18 protein-coding genes are annotated in these 18,937 nt (G+C 63.3%); 6 read left to right on the top strand and 12 right to left on the bottom strand.

Features of this window, described 5'->3' with window-relative positions; all coding sequences use genetic code 11:
* The first annotated feature begins 148 nt into the window (after positions 1-148).
* The 5 genes from ACFFNA_RS04725 to ACFFNA_RS04705 are packed head-to-tail and all read left to right on the top strand — an operon-like array spanning position 149 to position 5,387.
* Positions 149-1,747: an ABC transporter substrate-binding protein gene (locus ACFFNA_RS04725; RefSeq protein WP_378915995.1), complete on the top strand. Its 1,599-nt coding sequence runs from the start codon at positions 149-151 to the stop codon at positions 1,745-1,747.
* Between the two features lie 43 nt (positions 1,748-1,790).
* Positions 1,791-2,798: an ABC transporter permease subunit gene (locus ACFFNA_RS04720; protein ID WP_111544763.1), complete on the top strand. Its 1,008-nt coding sequence runs from the start codon at positions 1,791-1,793 to the stop codon at positions 2,796-2,798.
* Positions 2,799-2,824: 26 nt separating this feature from the next.
* Positions 2,825-3,709, top strand: a complete 885-nt coding sequence (locus ACFFNA_RS04715; protein WP_245445963.1) for an ABC transporter permease subunit — start codon at positions 2,825-2,827, stop codon at positions 3,707-3,709.
* Positions 3,709-4,560 (top strand): ABC transporter ATP-binding protein, encoded by an 852-nt coding sequence (locus tag ACFFNA_RS04710; protein ID WP_111544761.1) that lies wholly within the window; start codon positions 3,709-3,711, stop codon positions 4,558-4,560. Before ACFFNA_RS04715 ends, ACFFNA_RS04710 begins: the two co-directional genes overlap by 1 nt.
* Positions 4,557-5,387 carry a dipeptide ABC transporter ATP-binding protein gene (locus tag ACFFNA_RS04705; RefSeq protein ID WP_111544760.1) on the top strand — a complete coding sequence of 277 codons (831 nt, stop codon included), beginning with the start codon at positions 4,557-4,559 and terminating at the stop codon, positions 5,385-5,387. The genes ACFFNA_RS04710 and ACFFNA_RS04705 overlap by 4 nt, the downstream gene beginning before the upstream one ends.
* 260 nt (positions 5,388-5,647) lie before the next feature.
* On the opposite strand, the gene ACFFNA_RS04700 is transcribed toward ACFFNA_RS04705, so the two are convergent.
* The 5 genes from ACFFNA_RS04700 to ACFFNA_RS04680 form a co-directional block, all read right to left on the bottom strand.
* Positions 5,648-6,937 (bottom strand): cysteine desulfurase-like protein, encoded by a 1,290-nt coding sequence (locus ACFFNA_RS04700; RefSeq protein WP_378915992.1) that lies wholly within the window; start codon positions 6,935-6,937, stop codon positions 5,648-5,650.
* A gap of 47 nt (positions 6,938-6,984) precedes the next feature.
* On the bottom strand, positions 6,985-7,659 hold the full coding sequence (locus ACFFNA_RS04695) for an amino acid ABC transporter permease (protein ID WP_111544758.1): 675 nt from the start codon (positions 7,657-7,659) through the stop codon (positions 6,985-6,987).
* 161 nt (positions 7,660-7,820) lie between these two features.
* The gene (locus tag ACFFNA_RS04690; protein ID WP_111544757.1) at positions 7,821-8,618 is read right to left on the bottom strand and encodes an ABC transporter substrate-binding protein; all 798 of its coding nucleotides are present in this window, start codon (positions 8,616-8,618) and stop codon (positions 7,821-7,823) included.
* A gap of 90 nt (positions 8,619-8,708) precedes the next feature.
* Positions 8,709-9,908 (bottom strand): pyridoxal phosphate-dependent aminotransferase, encoded by a 1,200-nt coding sequence (locus ACFFNA_RS04685; protein ID WP_378915987.1) that lies wholly within the window; start codon positions 9,906-9,908, stop codon positions 8,709-8,711.
* 189 nt (positions 9,909-10,097) lie between these two features.
* Positions 10,098-10,859, bottom strand: a complete 762-nt coding sequence (locus ACFFNA_RS04680) for an HpcH/HpaI aldolase family protein (protein WP_378915984.1) — start codon at positions 10,857-10,859, stop codon at positions 10,098-10,100.
* 122 nt (positions 10,860-10,981) lie between these two features.
* Between ACFFNA_RS04680 and ACFFNA_RS04675 the strand changes: the two genes are divergently transcribed.
* Positions 10,982-12,073: an LLM class flavin-dependent oxidoreductase gene (locus ACFFNA_RS04675; protein WP_378915982.1), complete on the top strand. Its 1,092-nt coding sequence runs from the start codon at positions 10,982-10,984 to the stop codon at positions 12,071-12,073.
* 145 nt (positions 12,074-12,218) lie between these two features.
* On the opposite strand, the gene ACFFNA_RS04670 is transcribed toward ACFFNA_RS04675, so the two are convergent.
* From ACFFNA_RS04670 to ACFFNA_RS04640, 7 genes are all read right to left on the bottom strand, one after another.
* Positions 12,219-12,614, bottom strand: coding sequence for a RidA family protein (locus tag ACFFNA_RS04670; protein ID WP_111544755.1), 396 nt, complete (start codon positions 12,612-12,614; stop codon positions 12,219-12,221).
* Between the two features lie 63 nt (positions 12,615-12,677).
* Positions 12,678-13,826, bottom strand: coding sequence for an acyl-CoA dehydrogenase family protein (locus ACFFNA_RS04665; protein ID WP_378915980.1), 1,149 nt, complete (start codon positions 13,824-13,826; stop codon positions 12,678-12,680).
* Positions 13,826-14,638 carry an enoyl-CoA hydratase family protein gene (locus ACFFNA_RS04660; protein ID WP_111544753.1) on the bottom strand — a complete coding sequence of 271 codons (813 nt, stop codon included), beginning with the start codon at positions 14,636-14,638 and terminating at the stop codon, positions 13,826-13,828. The genes ACFFNA_RS04665 and ACFFNA_RS04660 overlap by 1 nt, the downstream gene beginning before the upstream one ends.
* Positions 14,635-15,105: a MarR family winged helix-turn-helix transcriptional regulator gene (locus ACFFNA_RS04655; RefSeq protein WP_378915977.1), complete on the bottom strand. Its 471-nt coding sequence runs from the start codon at positions 15,103-15,105 to the stop codon at positions 14,635-14,637. Before ACFFNA_RS04655 ends, ACFFNA_RS04660 begins: the two co-directional genes overlap by 4 nt.
* Positions 15,099-15,872: an SDR family NAD(P)-dependent oxidoreductase gene (locus tag ACFFNA_RS04650; protein ID WP_111544751.1), complete on the bottom strand. Its 774-nt coding sequence runs from the start codon at positions 15,870-15,872 to the stop codon at positions 15,099-15,101. Before ACFFNA_RS04650 ends, ACFFNA_RS04655 begins: the two co-directional genes overlap by 7 nt.
* Positions 15,869-18,163: a bifunctional salicylyl-CoA 5-hydroxylase/oxidoreductase gene (locus ACFFNA_RS04645; RefSeq protein ID WP_378915974.1), complete on the bottom strand. Its 2,295-nt coding sequence runs from the start codon at positions 18,161-18,163 to the stop codon at positions 15,869-15,871. The genes ACFFNA_RS04650 and ACFFNA_RS04645 overlap by 4 nt, the downstream gene beginning before the upstream one ends.
* A gap of 141 nt (positions 18,164-18,304) precedes the next feature.
* Entirely contained in the window at positions 18,305-18,898 is a 594-nt protein-coding gene (locus tag ACFFNA_RS04640) for a VOC family protein (RefSeq protein ID WP_378916389.1), read from the bottom strand.
* Between the last annotated feature and the right edge of the window lie 39 nt (positions 18,899-18,937).

Below are 18,937 nucleotides of genomic sequence, written 5' to 3'. Positions count from 1 at the left end.
TTTTTCTGCCATTTAGCAAAATCGCGGATTTTTTTCCTGCTTCCCGCGGGGTAAGCAAACGGGGTGTTCCAAAGCCGGAAAAACGGTGCTTATATGCGCGCTTCGCGAGCCTGATAGAGGGGCTTGGAAGAACATCAGGGAGTGCTCAATGAAAAAGAAACTCGCTTTTGCGGCCGCGTTGCTGGCCGCAAGCGTCCTGGGCGGCATGGCCAATGCAAAGACGCTTGTCTATTGCTCGGAAGCGTCGCCGGCCAATTTTGATCCGGGTACGACGACGGGCGGCAACGACTTCGATGCCTCGTCGCGTACCGTCTATTCGCGCTTGGTCGAATTCAAGCATGGCGGTACCGAGGTCGAGCCCGGTCTCGCCGACAAGTGGGAAATCTCCGACGACGGCTTGGTCTATACCTTCCACCTGCATCCGGGCGTGAAGTTCCAGACCACCGATTTTTTCAAGCCGACCCGCGACCTCAATGCGGATGACGTGGTCTTCTCTTTCGATCGTCAGTTCAACAAGGCGAATCCCTGGAACGGTGACAAGTATCTGCCCAACCTGACCTGGGACTACTACACCGGCATGGACATGCCGAAATACGTCGCCAAATGGGAAAAGGTCGACGACCTGACCGTCAAGCTGACGCTGACCGAGCCGAATGCACCGATGTTGGCCAATCTCGGCATGGACTTCGCCTCGATCGTGTCGAAGGAATATGCCGACCAACTCGAGAAGTCCGGCAAGATGGCCGATTTCTCCACCAAGCCGATCGGCACCGGTCCGTTCCAGTTCGTCGATTACCAGCTGGATTCGGTCATCCGCTATGCGGCCAACCCGGACTATTTCAAGGGCAAGGAGAAGATCGACGATCTCGTCTTCGCCATCACCCCTGACGCGACCGCGCGCATCCAGAAGGTGCTTGCCGGCGAATGCGACATCGCGCCCTATCCGAATCCTGCCGACATCGGCACGATCAAGGCCAGCCAGGACGTGACCCTGATGGATCAGGCCGGCCTGAACATCGGCTACATGAGCTACAACACCACCATCCCGCCACTCGACAAGCCTGAGGTGCGCCATGCACTCAATCAGGCCATCGATCGGGAATCGCTGATCAAGTCGCTGTTCCAGGATGCGGGCGCCACGCCGGCCGTAAACCTGATCCCGCCGACCATGTGGTCGTGGGACAAGGATGTGAAGTCCGATTCCTACGATCCGGAAGCGGCCAAGAAGGTGCTGGCCGCTGCCGGGCTGACGGAAATCCAGCTTTGGGCTTCCGATCGCGTTCGTCCCTACAACCCGAACTTCCAGCGTGCCGCCGAATTGATCCAGGCCGACTGGGCCAAGGTCGGCGTCAAGGCTGAGATCGTCAACTACGAGTGGACCAAGTATCGCTCTGAGGGCAAGAAGAAGGACCGTCCCGGCGCCTTCCAGATCGGCTGGACCGGCGACAATGGCGATCCGGACAACTTCTTCGCCACCCTGTTCGCCTGCTCCGCCATCGGTGTCTCCAACTACTCGAGCTGGTGCGACAAGGACTTCGAGGACCTGATCCAGAAGGCCAAGAAGACCAGTGACCAGGCTGAACGCACCAAGCTTTACGAACAGGCGCAGGTGGTCTTCCAGAAGCAGGCTCCGGCCTTCCTGCTGGCACATAGCCAAGTCTACGCAGTCGTGCGCAAGAATGTCAGCGGGTTCATGATGGACCCGCTCGGCATTCACCGCTTCGACGGCGTCGACAAAGCCGAATAAGAAATTGAGTGGGGCGGCGCCATAGAGCGCCGCCCCCTTCGCCATGCTCAAATATATACTCCACAGAATTGCACTTTTGATCCCGACGCTTGTCGGCATCACCATCTGTGCCTTCGCCTTCGTCAGGCTGCTGCCTGGCGATCCCATCCTTGCCATGGCCGGCGAACACGGCGTGGCGCCGGCGCGTTACGAGGAGCTCAAGGAACAGTTCGGCTACAATCTGCCAATCTGGCAGCAATATGCACGCTATGTCGGTGAGGTCGTGACCGGTGATTTCGGGGTCTCGATCTCGTCCAAGCGCCCGGTGATGGAAGAGTTCAAGATCCTCTTTCCGGCAACGATGGAACTGTCGTTCTTCGCCATGATTTTCGCCATGGTGCTCGGCATTCCAGCCGGCATCTTCGCGGCGGTCAAGCGCGGCTCGTGGTTCGATCAGTCGCTCATGGGCACGGCGCTCGTCGGCTATTCCATGCCGATCTTCTGGTGGGGCCTGCTGCTGATCATCTTCTTCTCCGGCTACCTCGGCTGGACACCGGTTTCGGGCCGCATCGGCCTGCAGTTCTTCTTCAAGCCGATCACCGGCTTCATGACCATTGATACCTTACTCTATGGCAAATGGGATGCGTTCCGCTCGGCGTTGAGCCACCTGGTGCTGCCGGCGATCGTGCTCGGCACCATTCCGCTGGCGGTGATCGCCCGCCAGACGCGTTCGGCCATGCTGGAAGTTCTCGGTGAGGACTATGTCCGCACGGCGCGCGCCAAGGGCCTGTCGCCGTCGAGGGTGGTCGGCCTGCATGCGTTGCGCAATGCGCTCATCCCTGTGGTCACCACCATCGGCCTGCAGGTCGGCACGCTGCTTGCCGGCGCCATCCTCACCGAAACCATCTTTGCCTGGCCGGGCATCGGCAAGTGGATGGTCGATTCCATCTTCAAGCGCGACTATGTCGTCGTGCAGTCAGGTTTGCTTTTGATCGCCCTCATCGTCATGGCCGTGAACCTCATCGTCGACGTGCTCTACGCCGTCATCAACCCGCGCATACGGGCCGCGTGATGAGCCAGTCGACCGAAATCGCCCCAATGGCCGCCGGCAACCCTGACCGCCTGACCGGCTTCAGGACCTTCTGGCACTATTTCTCGGTCAATCGTGGCGCCGTAATCGGCCTGTTCGTCTTCATCCTGCTGGTGCTGGCGGCGCTGTTTGCGCCGCTGCTCGCGCCCCATGCTCCCGACATTCAGGACAAGACCGCGTTTCTCAGGCCTCCGGCCTGGCAGGCCGGCGGCAGCGCGCAATATCTGCTCGGCACCGATCCGGTCGGCCGCGACATCCTTTCGCGCCTGCTCTACGGCGCGCGCTTTTCGCTGCTCATCGGCGCGGTCGTGGTCACGCTGGCGCTCACCGGCGGCATCACGCTCGGTCTGCTGGCCGGCTATTTTCGCGGCTGGGTCGACGTGGCGATCATGCGCTTGATGGACCTCATCCTGGCGTTCCCGTCGCTGCTCCTGGCGCTCGTCCTGGTCACCATCCTTGGCCCCGGCCTGTTCAATGCGATGCTGGCTATTGCGCTTGTCCTGCAGCCGCATTTCGCACGGCTGGTGCGCGCTGCCGTGATGGCGGAGAAGAGCCGCGAATATGTCGTGGCGGCAAAGGTTGCCGGCGCCGGCCATATCAGGCTGATGCTTCGCACCATCCTGCCGAATTGCCTGGGACCGCTGATCGTCCAGGGCACCTTGTCGTTCTCCAACGCCATTCTCGAAGCGGCTGCCCTCGGCTTCCTCGGCCTCGGTGCCCAGCCGCCGACGCCGGAATGGGGCACGATGCTCGCTTCGGCGCGTGAATTCATCCTGCGCGCCTGGTGGGTGGTGACCTTCCCCGGCCTTGCGATCCTGATCACCGTGCTCGCCATCAATCTGATCGGCGACGGTCTGCGCGACGCGCTCGATCCGAAACTGAGGAGATCGTGATGGCGCTGCTCGAGATCCAGAATCTCGTCGTCGAATTCCAGACCGCGTCAGGTTCGTTCCGGGCGGTCGACGGCGTCTCGCTGCATGTCGACGAGCGCGAAGTGCTGGCCATCGTCGGTGAATCCGGCTCCGGCAAGTCGGTCTCGATGCTGGCGGTGATGGGCCTGCTGCCGTGGACGGCCACGGTCACCGCCGACCGCATGAGCTTCAATGGCCGCGATCTTCTGAAGATGAGCCCGGCCGACCGCCGCAAGATCGTCGGTAAGGACATGTCGATGATCTTCCAGGAGCCGATGGCCAGCCTCAATCCCTGCTTCACCATCGGCTTCCAGATCGAGGAGGTGCTGCGTTTCCATATGGGTATGGACGGTGCGCAGCGCCGGGCCCGCGCCATCGAACTTCTGCAGCAGGTCGGCATTTCTGAGCCGGCCGACCGGCTGAATTCGTTCCCGCACCAGATGTCGGGCGGCCAGTGCCAGCGCGTCATGATCGCCATCGCCATTGCCTGCAATCCGAAGCTGCTGATTGCCGACGAGCCGACGACCGCGCTCGACGTCACCATCCAGAAACAGATCCTCGATCTGCTGGTCTCGCTGCAGGCTAAATACGGCATGGGCCTGATCATGATCACCCACAATATGGGCGTGGTGGCCGAGACCGCCGACCGTGTCATCGTCCAATACAAGGGCCGCAAGATGGAAGAGGCCGACGTGTTGTCGCTGTTTGAATCGCCGAAAAGCAACTACACGCGCGCGCTTTTGTCGGCACTGCCGGAGAATGCCGTCGGCGACCGGCTACCAACCGTGTCCGACATGCTCTTCGAGCCGGCGCCCTCGGGAGCCGCCGCATGAGCATCAAGGTCGTAGAAGGCAAGAACATCGTGCGCGACTACCATATCGGTGGCGGCCTGTTCCGCGGCCAGCGCACGGTGCACGCGGTCAAGGGCGTCTCCTTCAGCGTTGACAAGGGCAAGACGCTGGCCATCGTCGGCGAAAGCGGCTGTGGCAAGTCGACGCTTGCCCGCATCATCACGCTGATCGATCCGGCAACATCGGGCGAGTTGTTCATCGACGGCAACAAGGTCGACATCGCCAAGAACGGATTGACGAAGGAAATGCGCCGCAAGGTGCAGATCGTCTTCCAGAACCCCTACGGGTCGCTCAATCCGCGCCAGAAGATCGGCGACGTGCTCGGCGAACCGCTGCTGATCAACACCGACAAGCCGGCCGCCGAGCGGCGCGACCTGGCCATGAAGATGCTGAAGAAGGTCGGTCTCGGACCCGAGCACTACAACCGCTATCCGCACATGTTCTCGGGTGGCCAGCGGCAGCGCATCGCCATTGCCCGCGCGCTGATGCTCAACCCAAGCCTGCTGGTGCTCGACGAGCCGGTCTCGGCGCTCGATCTGTCGGTGCAGGCGCAGGTGCTGAACCTGCTCGCCGACCTGCAGGACGAGTTCCAGCTGACCTATGTCTTCATCAGCCACGACCTGTCCGTGGTGCGCTATATCGCCGACGATGTGATGGTGATGTATTTCGGCGAGGCGGTCGAATACGGCTCGCGCGAGGAGGTCTTCGCCGACCCCAAGCACAGCTACACCAGGACGCTTTTCGCGGCGACGCCGCGCGCCGACGTCGCCTCGATCAAGGCGAGGCTGGCCAAAAAGAAGGCCGCCTGACCGGGCGTGCCGATATTCAGGTGAGGCCGGCCTGCGAATGGCGGCTTCCTGCGCTTCCGGTGCTCACGTACTTTAAGTACGCTCCGCCCCGGTTCTCGGAAGCCAACATTCTCGACTCGGCCTGACCTGACTCTCAACACACCCTAATGCATGTCGCTCAAAAGTGGCCCCGGTTTTGAGGCAACGACATGCATGGAAACAAAGACTTAAAGCGCGTCGCATGAATCCGTTTCGACGCGACGCGCTTTAGGCCAAGCCGCTTACGACAGCTTGGCGATGATGGCGCGCAGCGCCTCGCCGAAGCGCCTGACCTCTTCGACAGTGTTGTAATGGACCAGCGAGGCGCGGATGGCGCCGCTGTCCATCGAGAGGTTGAGCCGCTTCATCAGCCGCGGCGCGTACATGTGGCCGTCGCGGATGCCGATCTGCATGTCGGCCATTTCCTCGACGATCCTTTGCGGGGACAGCTTGCCGATGTTGAAGCAGAAGGTCGGTACGCGTTCGGTGATGCGGGCTTCGTCGGCAACGCCGTAGATCGTCGCGCCGCAATCCTTGAGCACGGCGAGCATCTCGCGCGCCAGCAGCAGCTCATAGTCGCGGATGGCGCCCATGCCGGCGACGATGTTGTCGCGGCGCGAGCGGTTGTTGGATGGCGCGAGATTGCGGCCGATCAGTTCGAGATACTGCACGGCCGCATCCATGCCCGAGACGTTCTCGTAGATGAAGGTGCCGGCCTCAACCTTGTAGGGTGGCTCGTCGGGGATGAAATCCTCGCGGAAGGTCGGCAGCCGCTTCAGCGTTTCGAAGCGGCCCCACAGGAAGCCCATATGCGGCGAGAAATTCTTGTAACCGGAACAGACGAGGTAGTCGCAGTCCCAGGCCTGCACGTCGATCAGCCCGTGCGGCCCGTAGTGCACGCAGTCGAGGAATACCTCCGCGCCGGCCGCGTGGGCGATCCTGGCAACGGAAGCGACGTCGACGATCGAGCCGATCGAATGCGCCGTGACCGTGCAGGCGACGAGGCGGGTGCGGTCGGAAACCAGCGGCCGCAGATCGTCGACATGCAGATTGCCGTCCTCGCGCATCCGCCACCATTTGAACTTGGCGCCGGCGGACTCCAGCGCCAGCCAGGTGGCGATGTTGGCATCGTGGTCCATGTCGGTGATGACAATCTCGTCGCGCCCCTCATCTGGATGTTTGGAAAGCATCTGACCGATGCCGAGGCTGACCAGGCGGATGAACGAGGTGGCGTTCATGCCGAAGCAGATTTCGGCCGGGCTGGTGGCATTGATCAGCAGCGCCACGCTCTCGCGCGCATCGGCGACCGACTGGTCGACGGTGACGCTGCGGCCATAGCGGCCGCCGCGCTGCACATTATGCGAAACCAGATGGTTGGTCACCGCGTCGAGCACGCTTTGCGGGATCTGCGCACCGGCGGCATTGTCCATGAAGATGAAATCGCCGGCCCGCTGCAGGGCTGGAAACATGGCGCGGATGGTGTCGACGGGGAACGCGGTGGCGTTCGCATTGTCGGTTTGATGCTTGTTCACGGGCAGGCTCCTGCGAAGTGCTTGGCGGGTGGGATCGGTTGGCGAGGTCAGCGCGTCTTCTCGGTCTTGAAGCGTTCCTCAAGCAGGCTGACGAGGCGGACCATCGGCCAGAGGAAGATGAGATAGACAAGTGCTGCGCCGATCAGCGGCGACGGGTTGGCGTAGAGCGACTGCGCATTGGTCGCTTCCTTCAGGAGTTCCGGCAGCGCCACGGTCGAGGCGAGCGAGGTGTCCTTGAACATCGAGACGCAGTTGCTTGTCATCGGCGGGATGACCACGCGGATCGCTTGCGGCAGCACCACCTTGCGCAAGGTCAGCAGGAACGGCAGGCCAAGCGCCTGCGACGCCTCGAACTGGCCGCGCGGGATGCTCTCGATGCCGGAGCGGAACACCTCGGCCGAATAGGCCGACATGATGAAGGCGAACGCCGTCACCGCGGAGGCCCAGGACGACAGGCGGATGCCGAGGAACGGCAGCGCGTAGTAGATCAGGATCAGCACGACCAGCACCGGTAAGGCACGGAAGATGTCGGTGTAGCCGACTGCGAGCCACCGCAGCGGCTTTGGCGCGTAGAGCCGCACCAGGCTGATTCCCAGGCCGATGGGGATGCCGATGCCGATGCTCAGGATGCCGAGCAGCAGCGTGTTCAGGAAGCCGCGCAGCAGCGCCGGCAGGCTGGACATGATGACATCGGGGTTGAAGAAGGTGTCCAGCAGCGACATGGGAGCGTTCCCGAACCGTTTTGCGTCCCGTGACGCGAGAGCAAGACCCGAACACCGAAATCGGTTTCGCCGCATCGGCTGCGGCTCCGGGAAGGATCATCGATGAAAACGGGACGTGCCGGCCTTTCGAGCCGGCACGCCTGCGTTCTGTCAGTCGCCGCTCAGGCCTTCGGCAATGGCATTTCCTTGACGGTCGAGGAATCGGCCGGCGCGTCGCTGCCGAACCACTTCTTGTGGATGGCGGCCAGCGTGCCGTCCTTCTTCATCGCGGTCAGCGCGTCGTTCAGCTTGCCGAGCAGCGGGTGGTCCTTGGTCATCATCAGGCCGTACTGCTCACCAGTCTTGATGCGCTCCTTGACCGTCAGGTCCTTCATCTTGGTGAAGGAATACTGCATGCCCGGAATGTCGCTGACAGCCGCATCGACGCGACCGGCGCTGAGATCGAGCAGCAGGTTCTGCTGCGTGTCGTAGCCCTTCACGTCGCTGAAGCCGTCGGCTTCCTGATGCGCCTTGACCCAGCTTTCGCCGGTCGAGCCGGACAGCACGCCGACGATCTTGCCCTTGAGGTCGGCTTCGGCCTTGATCGGGCTGTCGGTCTTGGTGGCGATGCCCATGTCGGAATCATAATAGGGCTGCGTGAACGACTGCGACTTCAGCCGCTCCGGCGTGATGGTGATCGACGAGATGGCGACATCGATGCGCTTCGAGGTGGTGGCGGCGAACAGCGCCTGGAAGCCGAGGTCGGCGATATCGGTGGTCATGCCGACGCGCTTTGCCGCTTCGTTGACGATGTCGACTTCAAAGCCCTCGAAGGTGCCGCTCTCGTTCTTGTACTCGAAGGGCGGATTGGTCGGGTAGGCGCCGACATTGAGCACGTCGGCGGCATAAGCGGCGGCAGGACCAGCGGCGATGCCGATGGCGGCGGCGAGAAGAATGAGATTGCGACGGTTCAGGTTCATTGGTGTTCCCTCTGGGGTGTTCCCTCTGGTTGTTGATCGGGCGGGGTTGGCCCCGCACGGTTTCTTGCCGCCCCACTTTTCGGCAGGGCGTCAATTCATGGCCGCGACCATGCGGTCGAGTGCGGTCGCTATCTCTTCGCGTTCTCGGCACACGCACATCCGCAGGAAGGCCGTTGCCGAACTTCCAAAGAGATGGCCGGGTGCCAGCCCGACGCGCGCCGTCTCAAGAATCCTGGCGCAGGCGCGACGTGCATCGCTCTCGCCTTCCATGGCAAAGAAGGCATACATGCCGCCGCGCGGTTTCGTCGGCAGAATGACGCCCGGAATCTGCGCCAGCCTGTCATAGGCGAGGTCAAGGCCGGTCCTGATCCGTTGCCTGATCTCCTCGACCAGCGGCTCGCCCTGGCGGATCGCTGCAACCGCACCGGCCTGGATTGGCGCGGCGGTGCCGCTGTTGACATATTGCGTCATGGCGCCGAGCTGGTCGGCCACCCCGGACGGATGCGTCAGCCAGCCGATGCGCCAGCCGGTCATCGCCCAGGCCTTGGAGAAGCTGTTGACCGACAGCACCCGGTCGCCGTCCTCGGCGATCTGCAGGATCGAGGGAGCAACGTCGCCGTCGAAATAGAGCCGGCCGTAGACCTCGTCGGAGATGATCCAGATGCCGGTGCGCCGGCTGAAGTCGAGCAGCGCGCGCATTTCTTCATCTGAGGCGGTCCAGCCGGTCGGGTTGGACGGCGTCGACAGGAAGATCGCCCGCGTGCGCGCATCGCAGGTCGCAAACAACCGGTCGAGGTCCAGATGCCAGTCGCCGTTGAAGTCGAGTGAAAACGGCCGCGGCTCGCCGCCGATCAGGTGGATGGCGTTGTGGATGTTGGGCCATTGCGGCGCGACATAGACGACGTTGGTGCCGGTATCGACCAGCAGTTCCAGCGCCAGATACAGCGCCTGCATGCCGCCCGGCGTGACCGTGGTGCACGCGACCGGGATCGGCCGGCCATGGATGCGCGTCTGGTACTCCGACAGTGCCTCATTCAGGGGGCCATGGCCGCGCATGTTGGGAATGTAGAAAGTCAGGCCTTCATCGAAGGCCGCCTTGGCCGCATCGCGGATGAAGGCGGGCGTCACCATGTCGCCTTCGCCATACCAGAGCGCGATGACGTCGCCGAGCTCGCGCGCCCGCACGGCAAGGTTGGCGATGTTTTCGGTGTGAAGATCACGAATTTGGGCGCGCACGCCATCGAAAGCATAGCGCGCGCTGGACGATGATTGGGGCAGTATGAACGACAAGGACTGAAACCCCTCCCACCCGGAGCACCACGATGGATTGGCCGGCAAGCCCATCCGGCACGGCAGTCGCCATCGATCTTGGAATGCTTATCCAAAGCGCGGCGCTTTTCAAGGCGAAAGTTTTAAGCTTAAAAAGTTTGACCGGCCTGTTGCTCGGCCGATACGCCTTTTTGCCTAGCTGCGGCCGTCTCAGGTCAGCTCGGCGCGGGCGGCGGAGGTGCCGGCAGCAGCGCCCGCGCCGAGAAACATCGTGTCGCTGACCAGCACGAAGAAGCTGGCGCCGATGGCTGCCCACTGGACCACGTCCTGCGGCTTTGCGCAGAAGATGCCTGATGTCCTGCCGTGAGCAACCGTCACGCCGATGATCCTGCGGATCGCCTCGGTGAGCTTGTCGGTGCCTTTCGGTCCGATCGCATCGATCGACACCGAAAGATCGCCGGGTCCGACGAAGATCACGTCGACGCCGTCGACGGCCGCGATCGCTTCGATGTTGGCCAGCCCTTCGGCGGTCTCGACCTGGACCGCGACGACGATCCTGTCATTGGCGCCGGCGAGATATTCGGGAATGCGATAGCCGTAGCCTGCGGCCCGGCCGGGTCCGACGCCGCGCTCGCCCCGCGGCGGATAGCGCGAGGCTTTGACGGCCATCGCCGCCTGGGCGGCAGTCGAGACGCGTGGGATCAGCACGCCTTGCGCGCCGCTGTCCAGCGCGGTCTGGATCGCTTCCGGCGCATGGCCGGGAACGCGCACCATCGCTGGCACGCGATGCAAGTCGGCCGCACGCACCATGGTCTCGATCATGTCGCGCGATATCTGGGCATGTTCCCAGTCGATGCAGAGAAAATCGAGACCGGACTGCGCCATCACTTCGACCGCGACGGGATGGGGAATGGCGACAAAGGAACCGACGAGGTTCGTCTTGCCGATGCATTTCTGACGGAACTCGCTCATGCCCATCCCTTTCTCGCTTTGCCAGAATCCATATCCGCAAACCATCGCGAGGCGAAGCTATTTCATGCTTGAAATATTTTCGCGCGGGCCTAGCGTGTGCTCTCCCGCCGCGAGTTCGAGACATGATGAAAACGTATCCCCTGCACGGCCCGAACAAACTGAAGCTCGGCGTCTTTTCGACCAATGCCGATGGCGGGCTTGCCATCACCGATGTGCCGGAACGCTGGATGGCAAGCTGGCAGGACAATCTGACGGCGGCGCAGGTCGCCGACCGCGCCGGGCTGGAATTCATGCTGCCGATCGCGCGCTGGCGCGGCTTTGGCGGCCGCAACAAGGTGCGCGAGTGGTCGTTCGAGACCTTCACCTGGGCGGCGGCACTTGCCACGGCCACCGAGCAGATCGGCCTGTTCATGACCGTGCATGTGCCGCTCGTGCATCCGCTCTACGCCGCCAAGGCGCTGGCGACGGTCGACCACATCAGCCATGGCCGCGCCGGGCTCAACATCGTCTGCGGCTGGAACCCGAAGGAATTCGGCATGTTCGGCACGCCCCTGGTGGAAAAGGGCTACGACCAGGCGGCCGAATGGATCGAGATCCTCGAAAGGCTTTATGCGTCGGGCGAGCCTCTCGATTATGAAGGCACCTATTATCGCCTCAAGGAGGCGGTGAGCCGTCCGGCCAGTCTGCAGGTTCCGCGCCCGGTGACGATGAACGCCGCTTTCGGCGGGCCGGGCCGGGATTTCGCCGCCGCCAGATGCGACTATCTGTTCACGACCTTTTCGGAAATGTCTGACGCCGGCAAGCACGTCGCCGACATTCGCGAGCGCGCCGACAAGGCGGGCCGCGATGTCGGCGTCTACACGGTGGCGCATGTTGTCTGCCGCCCGACGATGGAAGAGGCGCGGGCCTACTACACGCGCTATGCCGTTGATATGGCCGACCATGATGCGGTCGATGCCCACATGGCCGGCAAGAAGGAATTCTCGCAATCGCACGACCCGCACGCCTATGACCGCTACCGGCAGCGTTTCGCCGGCGGCGCCGGCACTTACCCTTTGATTGGCACGCCGGAAACGATCGCCGCCGACATGATCGCCATTGCCGAGCAGGGCTATCAAGGGATCGCTATGTCCTTTGTCAACTACACGCAGGAACTGCCCTATTTCTGCGATCACGTGCTGCCCATTTTGAAGCAGGCGGGCCTTCGCGGATAGCCCAAGGTGCGTTGAGATTCAGGTCAGGCCGTGTCGAGAATGGTGGCTTCCGAGAACCGGAGCGGAGCGTACTTGAAGTACGTGAGCACCGGAAGCGCAGGAAGCTGCCGTTTGCAGGCCGGCCTCACCTGAATATCGACGCACCTTACTCTGGAATGACGGCTGTGGCCTGGATCTCGACCTTGGCTCGGTCCTCGACCAGCGCCATCACCTGCATGGCGGCCATCGCCGGAAAATGCCGGCCGATCACCTCGCGATAGGCCTCGCCGATACCCCTGAGGTTGGCCAGGTATTCGGCCTTGTCGGTGAAATACCAGGTCATCGAGGTGATGTGCTGCGGCCCGGCCCCGGCTTCCGCCAGCACCGCCACGATGTTCTCAAGCGTCTGCCGCACCTGGCCGACGAAATCATCGGTCTCGAACTGGCACTGGCCGTTCCAGCCGACCTGTCCGCCAACGAAAATGAGCTTGCCGTGCGCCGCGACGCCGTTGGCGTAGCCGACAGGTTTTGCCCAGCCTTCCGGCTGCAGAATCTCGTGCATTCAAAACCTCCCGGTAGTCCAAAAACCAATTCTCAAAATCGAATGCCCGTCAATTTCCTGCCGTCAGGCCGCGCCCATCACCTGTCGCGCAATCACCACTTTCTGCACGTCGGAAGCGCCCTCATAGATGCGCAGCGCGCGGATCTCGCGATACAGGCTTTCGACGATATGGCCTTTGCGAACGCCGTCGCCGCCATGCAGCTGTACGGCCTTGTCGATCACCTCTTGCGCCTTGTCGGTGGCGAACAGTTTGGCCATCGCCGCCTCGCGGGTGACGCGTGCGGCACCCATGTCCTTGGTCCAGGCGGCGCGGCAGACCAGAAGCGCTGCCGCATCGACGTCCAGCGCCATGTCGGCGATATGGCCCTGCACCATTTGCAGTTCGGCCATCGGTGCGCCGAACAGTTTGCGTTCGGCCACCCTTTTGATGCTTTCATCCAGTGCGCGGCGGGCAAAGCCGAGCGCTGCCGCACCCACAGTCGAGCGGAACACGTCGAGCACCGACATGGCGATGCGGAAGCCGTCGCCGGGCTTGCCGATCAGCGCCGAGGCGGGCAGGCGGACCTGGTCGAACGACAGCCGCGCCAGCGGATGCGGCGCGATCACTTCGAGGCGTTCAGCGATGCCAAGGCCTTTGGCGTCACCCGGCACCAGAAAGGCGGAGAGCCCCTTGGCGCCCGGTGCTTCGCCGGTGCGGGCAAAGACGACATAGAGATCGGCGATGCCGCCATTGGAGATCCAAGTCTTTTCGCCGGACAAAATGTAGCTATCGCCGTCGCGGCTCGCCGTCATCTCGGTGTTGGCGACATCCGATCCCGAGCGCGGTTCCGACAAGGCGAAGGCGGAAATCGCCTCGCCGGCCCGTGTCTTTGCCAGCCATTGCTGCTGTTCGGGCGTGCCGAACAGGCTGAGCGCGCCGGTGCCCAGCCCTTGCATGGCGAAGGCGAAATCGGCGAGCCCATCATGGCGGGCGAGCGTCTCGCGCGTGATGCACAGAGTGCGCACGTCGAGGGGGCCGGGATTGTCCGTGTCTACAGCCGTCGGCTTCAGCCAGCCGTCCCTGCCGAGCTTGCCCACCAGCTCGCGGCAGGCGGCATCGACCTCATGGTGATCGACCGGCAGGTTTTTCGCACACCATTCGTCCAGCCGTTCGGCCAGTTCGCGATGACGATCTTCAAAGAACGGCCAGTTGAGGAAACTCTTGTCAGCCATCAATTGCCCTCGAACACCGGCTTGTCCTTGGCCACGAACGCCTTGTAGGCGCGCTCGAAATCGCGCGTCTGCATGCAGATCGCTTGCGCCTGCGCTTCCGCCTCGATCGCCTGTTCGAGACCCATCGACCATTCCTGGTTGAGCTGCGTCTTGGTGATGCCGTGGGCGAAGGTCGGGCCGGAGACGATGCGCGCCGCCATGTCGAGCGCGTCGGCCTCCAGCGAGGCGGCATCGACCAGCCGGTTGTAGAAACCCCAGCGCTCGCCTTCCGCCGCCGTCATGGTGCGGCCGGTGTAGAGCAGTTCAGCGGCGCGGCCCTGGCCGATGATGCGCGGCAGGATCGCGCAGGCGCCCATGTCGCAGCCAGCGAGGCCGACGCGGGTGAACAGGAAGGCCGTCTTGGCTTCCGGCGTGGCGATACGGATATCGGAGCTCATGGCGATGATGGCGCCGGCGCCGACGGCGACACCGTCGACCGCCGCAATGATCGGCTTGCCGCAATTCAGCATTGCCTTGACGAAATCGCCGGTCATGCGGGTGAAGGCGAGAAGCTGCTTCATGTCCATCTTGACCAGCGGCCCGATGATGTCGTGGACATCGCCGCCGGAGCAGAAATTGCCGCCATTGGAGAGGAACACCACGGCGTCGACGTCGTCGGCATAGACGAGGTCGCGGAACGTGTCGCGCAACTCGGCATAGCTGTCGAAGGTCAGCGGGTTCTTGCGCTCGGGCCGGTCGAGCCGGACCTTTGCGATCCTGCCCTCGACCTGCCAGAGGAAATGCTTCGGCATGAGGCCGGCCATCCCGGTCATTCGCGTCCCTCCCAGTTGCTGCGGAACGAGGTCAGCATGCCGGTCAGCCGGCGCGCGTCGTCCTCGCTTACCTTGCCCAGCAATTCACCGATCCAGCCTTCATGCGCCGCGGCGATGATGCCGAAAGACCTCACACCTTCCTCGGTCAGCCGCACCATCGAGGTGCGGCGGTCGCCATTGCGCCTCGCGCGGGCGACAAGTCCCTCCGATACGAGCCGGTCGACAATGCCAGTGACATTGCCGTTGGACACCAGCAGGAAGCGCGACAGGTCGCTCATCAGCATGCCTTCCGGCGCGCGATAGAGTGCGGCCATCACGTCGAAGCGCGGCAGCGTCGTGTTGAACTCCTTCTTCAGGCGCTCGCGCAATTCGGCCTCGATCGTGCGCGAGGCACGCAGCAGCCTTATCCAGAGGCGCAAGCGGTCCTTGCCGGGTCCCGACGGCGCGGGCAGGGGGCCGGCTACCATGTTTCGCCTCCTGAAATGGAAATCGCCTGTCCGGTGATCGACGCCGCAGCATCGCCACACAGCCACAGCACGGCGGCGGCAATTTCTTGCGGCTGGATGAAGCGGCCTTGCGGGTTGGTCGAGGCGAGGCTCGACCGTGCCTGCTCGACTGAGCGGCCGGTCTTTTCGATGATACGCTGAATGGACTCCTCCAGCATCTCGGTTTCCACAAAACCCGGGCACACCGCGTTGACGGTGACGCCGGATTTCGCCGTCTCAGCCGCCAGCGCCCGCATCAGGCCGACGACGCCATGCTTGGCGGCGACATAGGGCGCGACATAGGCGTAGCCTTTCAGGCCGGCCGTGGAAGCGATGAAGACGATCCGCCCCGCCTTTCGCGCCGCCATGCCGGCCAGCGCCGGCTTCACCGTCAGGAAGGCTCCGGTCAGGTTGACGTCGAGGGTCCGCTGCCAGTCGGCAAGCGTGGTCTTGTGCGCCGCTACGCTGCCTGCCATCCCGGCATTGGCGACGACGATGTCGATCGGCCCGCGCGCGGCTTCCGCCGTCTCATAGAGCGACGCCATGGCCGCCTCGTTGGTGACGTCGGCGGCAATGCCGAAGATGCGGTCGCTTTCGCCAGCCACCTTGGCGAGTTCCGCCTGGCGGCGGCCGCAGATAGTCACGTCGATGCCCGCGCCTGCGAGCGCCAGCGCGATGGCCCGGCCGACGCCGGAGCCACCGCCGGTGACCAGCGCGTGCTTGCCCGCAATCGTCGTGGCGGCCGTCATACTTTCAGCCCCGCCGCGGCGTCGCGCTCGGCCAGCCGGTAGAGCTGGTCGCGCCCAGGCAGATAGGGGTCTGGCCATTTGACGCCACGGTCGCCGAGTGTCACGGCGGCATGCAGCGTCCAGTAGGGATCGGCGAGGTGCGGCCGTGCCAGCGCCACGAGATCGGCGCGGCCGGCCATCAGGATCGAATTGACATGGTCTGGTTCGTAGATGTTGCCGACTGCCATCGTCGCCATGCCGACCTCGTTGCGGATGCGGTCGGAAAACGGCGTCTGGAACATGCGGCCGTAGACCGGCTTTGCCAATGCCGAGGTCTGGCCGGCCGAGACGTCGCAGATGTCGACCCCGGCCTCATGCAGCAGCCGCGCGATCTCGACCGCGTCGGCCGGCGTCACGCCCTCGATGCCGACCCAGTCATTGGCCGAAATGCGCATCGAGATCGGCTTCTCCGCCGGCCAGGCGGCGCGCACCGCATGGAAGATCTCGAGGGGGTAGCGCATGCGGTTCTCGAGCGAACCGCCATAGGCGTCGGTGCGCCGGTTGGTGACTGGCGTGATGAAGGACGACAGGAGATAGCCGTGCGCGGCATGGATCTCGAGCATGTCGAAGCCGCAGCGATCACCCATTTCGGCCGAGGCCACGAATTCGTCGCGCACTTTGTCCATGTCGGCGCTGTCCATCGCCTTCGGCACCTGGTTCTGCGGCGACCACGCCACGGCCGATGCAGCCATCACCGGCCAGTTGCCTGAGCTAAGCGGTACATCCGTGCCCTCCCAGCCGAGCCGGGTCGAGCCCTTGGCGCCGGAATGGCCGATCTGGGCGCAGATCTTCGCCTCGGTCTCGGTGTGGACGAAATCGACCAGCCGCTTCCACGCCACCTCATGCTCTGGCGCATAGAACCCGGGACAGCCTGGTGTGATGCGCCCCTCGGGACTGACGCAGGTCATCTCGATATAGATAAGGCCGGCGCCACCCTTGGCGCGTTCGGCGTAGTGGGTGAAATGCCAGTCGGTCGGACAGCCGTCGATAGCCTTGTACTGCGCCATCGGCGAGACGACGATGCGGTTCTGCAGTGTCATGTCGCGCAGCTTGAAGGGTGCGAACATCGGCGCGCGGCGCAGGCTGTTGCCGCCGGCGCCCGCCTGGCGCTGGAACCATTCCTCCGCGCCGCCCAGCCATGCGGCATCGCGCAGCCGCAAATTCTCGTGGCTGATGCGTTGGGAGCGGGTCAGCAGCGAATAGTTGAACTGCACCGGATCGAGGCCGAGATAGCGCTCGACCTCCTCGAACCATTCGAGCGAATTGCGCGCCGCCGATTGCAGCTTCAGCACTTCGGTGCGGCGGGCATCCTCATATTTGCGAAACGCGGCGTCGAGATCCGGCTCCGACTCGACATACTCGGCCAGCGCCACCGCGCTCTCCAGCGCCAGTTTGGTGCCCGAGCCGATCGAGAAATGCGCCGATGCCGCCGCATCGCCCATCAGCGCCAGATTCTTGTAGGACCAGCGCTCGCACAGCACGCGCGGGAAATTGATCCAGGCCGAGCCACGGATGTGGTTGGCATTGGTCATCAGCGCATGGCCGCCAAGATGCTTGGCGAAGATGCGCTCGCAGACCGCGATCGATTCCTGTTGCGACATCGCGCCGAAGCCGAAGGCAGCCCAAGTCTGTTCGCTGCACTCGACGATGAACGTCGCCGTGTCGCTGTCGAACTGGTAGGCGTGTGCCCACACCCAGCCATGCTCGGTCTTCTCGAAGATGAAGGTGAAAGCGTCGTCGAATTTCTGGTTGGTGCCGAGCCAGACGAACTTGCATTTGCGGGTGTCGATGTCGGGCTTGAAGATGTCGACGAAGGTGTTGCGCGCTTTGGAATTCAACCCATCGGCGGCGACGACCAGGTCATGCGTCGCCATGTAGGGTTTGGGGTCGGCGATGTCGGTCTCGAACATCAGCCTGACGCCGAGTTCGCGCGCGCGCCGCTGCAGCAGGACCAGCAGCCGCTTGCGGCCGATGCCGCAGAAACCGTGTCCGGTCGAAACCGTGCGCACGCCGTCATGGATGACGGCGATGTCGTCCCAATAGGCGAAATGCTTCTTGATCCAGACGGCGCTGACCGGATCGTTCTTCGACAAATTGTCGAGCGTCTCGGCCGACAGCACGACGCCCCAGCCGAACGTGTCGTCGGCGCGGTTGCGTTCGAACACCGTCACCTCGTGCGCGGCGTCCCTCAGCTTCATGGAGATGGCAAAGTAGAGGCCGGCTGGTCCGCCGCCGAGAACCGCAACCTTCATTTGTGCGATCTCCTCTTCGCTTGCTGGTTTTTAGTATCGCGCCGGAGGCAAATTATTTCAAGCTTAAAGTTTCATATCGAAATGATTATCCGGATAGCACGAAGGCGCGCTTGCGTGTTGTGGCGCAAGCGCGTCTTCCAATCATTTTTCCGGGTTCTTCGGGCTCCACAGCACGGTCTCGGCGCCTTTCTCGTAAGCCATTCCCGAGGGGTAACTGATCGCTTCCAGCTGCAGACCCCAAGGTGCCTGGAAGTAGAGAATGGTCTGGCCGGCGGCCGGCCCTTCGGAAACCGGTATCGGCCCCATGCGCGTCTTGACGCCCTTGGCGTCGAGATAGGCTTTGGCGGCGGCGACGTCATCGACATAGAAGGCGATGTGGAAGCCGCCTATGTCGCTGTTGCGCGGCGTCAGATCCTTCTGGTCGGGCGCGGTGTATTTGAACAATTCGATGTTCGATCCGGTGCCGCAGCGAACCATGGTGATCTGCTCGATCACAGCCTTCGGGTCGACGCCCAGAACATCCTGCATGAAGGTGCCCTTGTCGTCGGCGAACGGACCGAACGACATCGCCTTCTTGCAGCCGACCACCTCGGTGAAGAAGTCGACCGCCTGCTTCATATCGGGAACCGTGATGCCGGTGTGGTCGTGGCCGCGCATGCCGGGTATCGAGCTTGCGGTGGCCATGCCGGCGCCGCCCAACATCGCCACAGCGAGCGTTGCATTTCGAAGTACCATCTTCATGTCAGTCCTCCTCCATTGGCGGGTGCTGGTCAT

This window comes from Mesorhizobium kowhaii (genome assembly GCF_042431665.1).
Lineage (GTDB): Bacteria > Pseudomonadota > Alphaproteobacteria > Rhizobiales > Rhizobiaceae > Mesorhizobium > Mesorhizobium kowhaii.
This window is presented reverse-complemented; position numbering and strand designations above follow the sequence as displayed.

Excerpts from the sequence above, each read along its gene's own strand:
- ACFFNA_RS04725 (WP_378915995.1), top strand. The coding sequence starts at position 149 with ATGAAAAAGAAACTCGCTTTTGCGGCCGCGTTGCTGGCCGCAAGCGTC.
- ACFFNA_RS04720 (WP_111544763.1), top strand. The coding sequence starts at position 1,791 with ATGCTCAAATATATACTCCACAGAATTGCACTTTTGATCCCGACGCTT.
- ACFFNA_RS04715 (WP_245445963.1), top strand. The coding sequence starts at position 2,825 with ATGGCCGCCGGCAACCCTGACCGCCTGACCGGCTTCAGGACCTTCTGG.
- ACFFNA_RS04710 (WP_111544761.1), top strand. The coding sequence starts at position 3,709 with ATGGCGCTGCTCGAGATCCAGAATCTCGTCGTCGAATTCCAGACCGCG.
- ACFFNA_RS04705 (WP_111544760.1), top strand. The coding sequence starts at position 4,557 with ATGAGCATCAAGGTCGTAGAAGGCAAGAACATCGTGCGCGACTACCAT.
- ACFFNA_RS04695 (WP_111544758.1), bottom strand. The coding sequence starts at position 7,659 with ATGTCGCTGCTGGACACCTTCTTCAACCCCGATGTCATCATGTCCAGC.
- ACFFNA_RS04690 (WP_111544757.1), bottom strand. The coding sequence starts at position 8,618 with ATGAACCTGAACCGTCGCAATCTCATTCTTCTCGCCGCCGCCATCGGC.
- ACFFNA_RS04680 (WP_378915984.1), bottom strand. The coding sequence starts at position 10,859 with ATGAGCGAGTTCCGTCAGAAATGCATCGGCAAGACGAACCTCGTCGGT.
- ACFFNA_RS04675 (WP_378915982.1), top strand. The coding sequence starts at position 10,982 with ATGATGAAAACGTATCCCCTGCACGGCCCGAACAAACTGAAGCTCGGC.
- ACFFNA_RS04670 (WP_111544755.1), bottom strand. The coding sequence starts at position 12,614 with ATGCACGAGATTCTGCAGCCGGAAGGCTGGGCAAAACCTGTCGGCTAC.
- ACFFNA_RS04665 (WP_378915980.1), bottom strand. The coding sequence starts at position 13,826 with ATGGCTGACAAGAGTTTCCTCAACTGGCCGTTCTTTGAAGATCGTCAT.
- ACFFNA_RS04660 (WP_111544753.1), bottom strand. The coding sequence starts at position 14,638 with ATGACCGGGATGGCCGGCCTCATGCCGAAGCATTTCCTCTGGCAGGTC.
- ACFFNA_RS04655 (WP_378915977.1), bottom strand. The coding sequence starts at position 15,105 with ATGGTAGCCGGCCCCCTGCCCGCGCCGTCGGGACCCGGCAAGGACCGC.
- ACFFNA_RS04650 (WP_111544751.1), bottom strand. The coding sequence starts at position 15,872 with ATGACGGCCGCCACGACGATTGCGGGCAAGCACGCGCTGGTCACCGGC.
- ACFFNA_RS04645 (WP_378915974.1), bottom strand. The coding sequence starts at position 18,163 with ATGAAGGTTGCGGTTCTCGGCGGCGGACCAGCCGGCCTCTACTTTGCC.
- ACFFNA_RS04640 (WP_378916389.1), bottom strand. The coding sequence starts at position 18,898 with ATGGTACTTCGAAATGCAACGCTCGCTGTGGCGATGTTGGGCGGCGCC.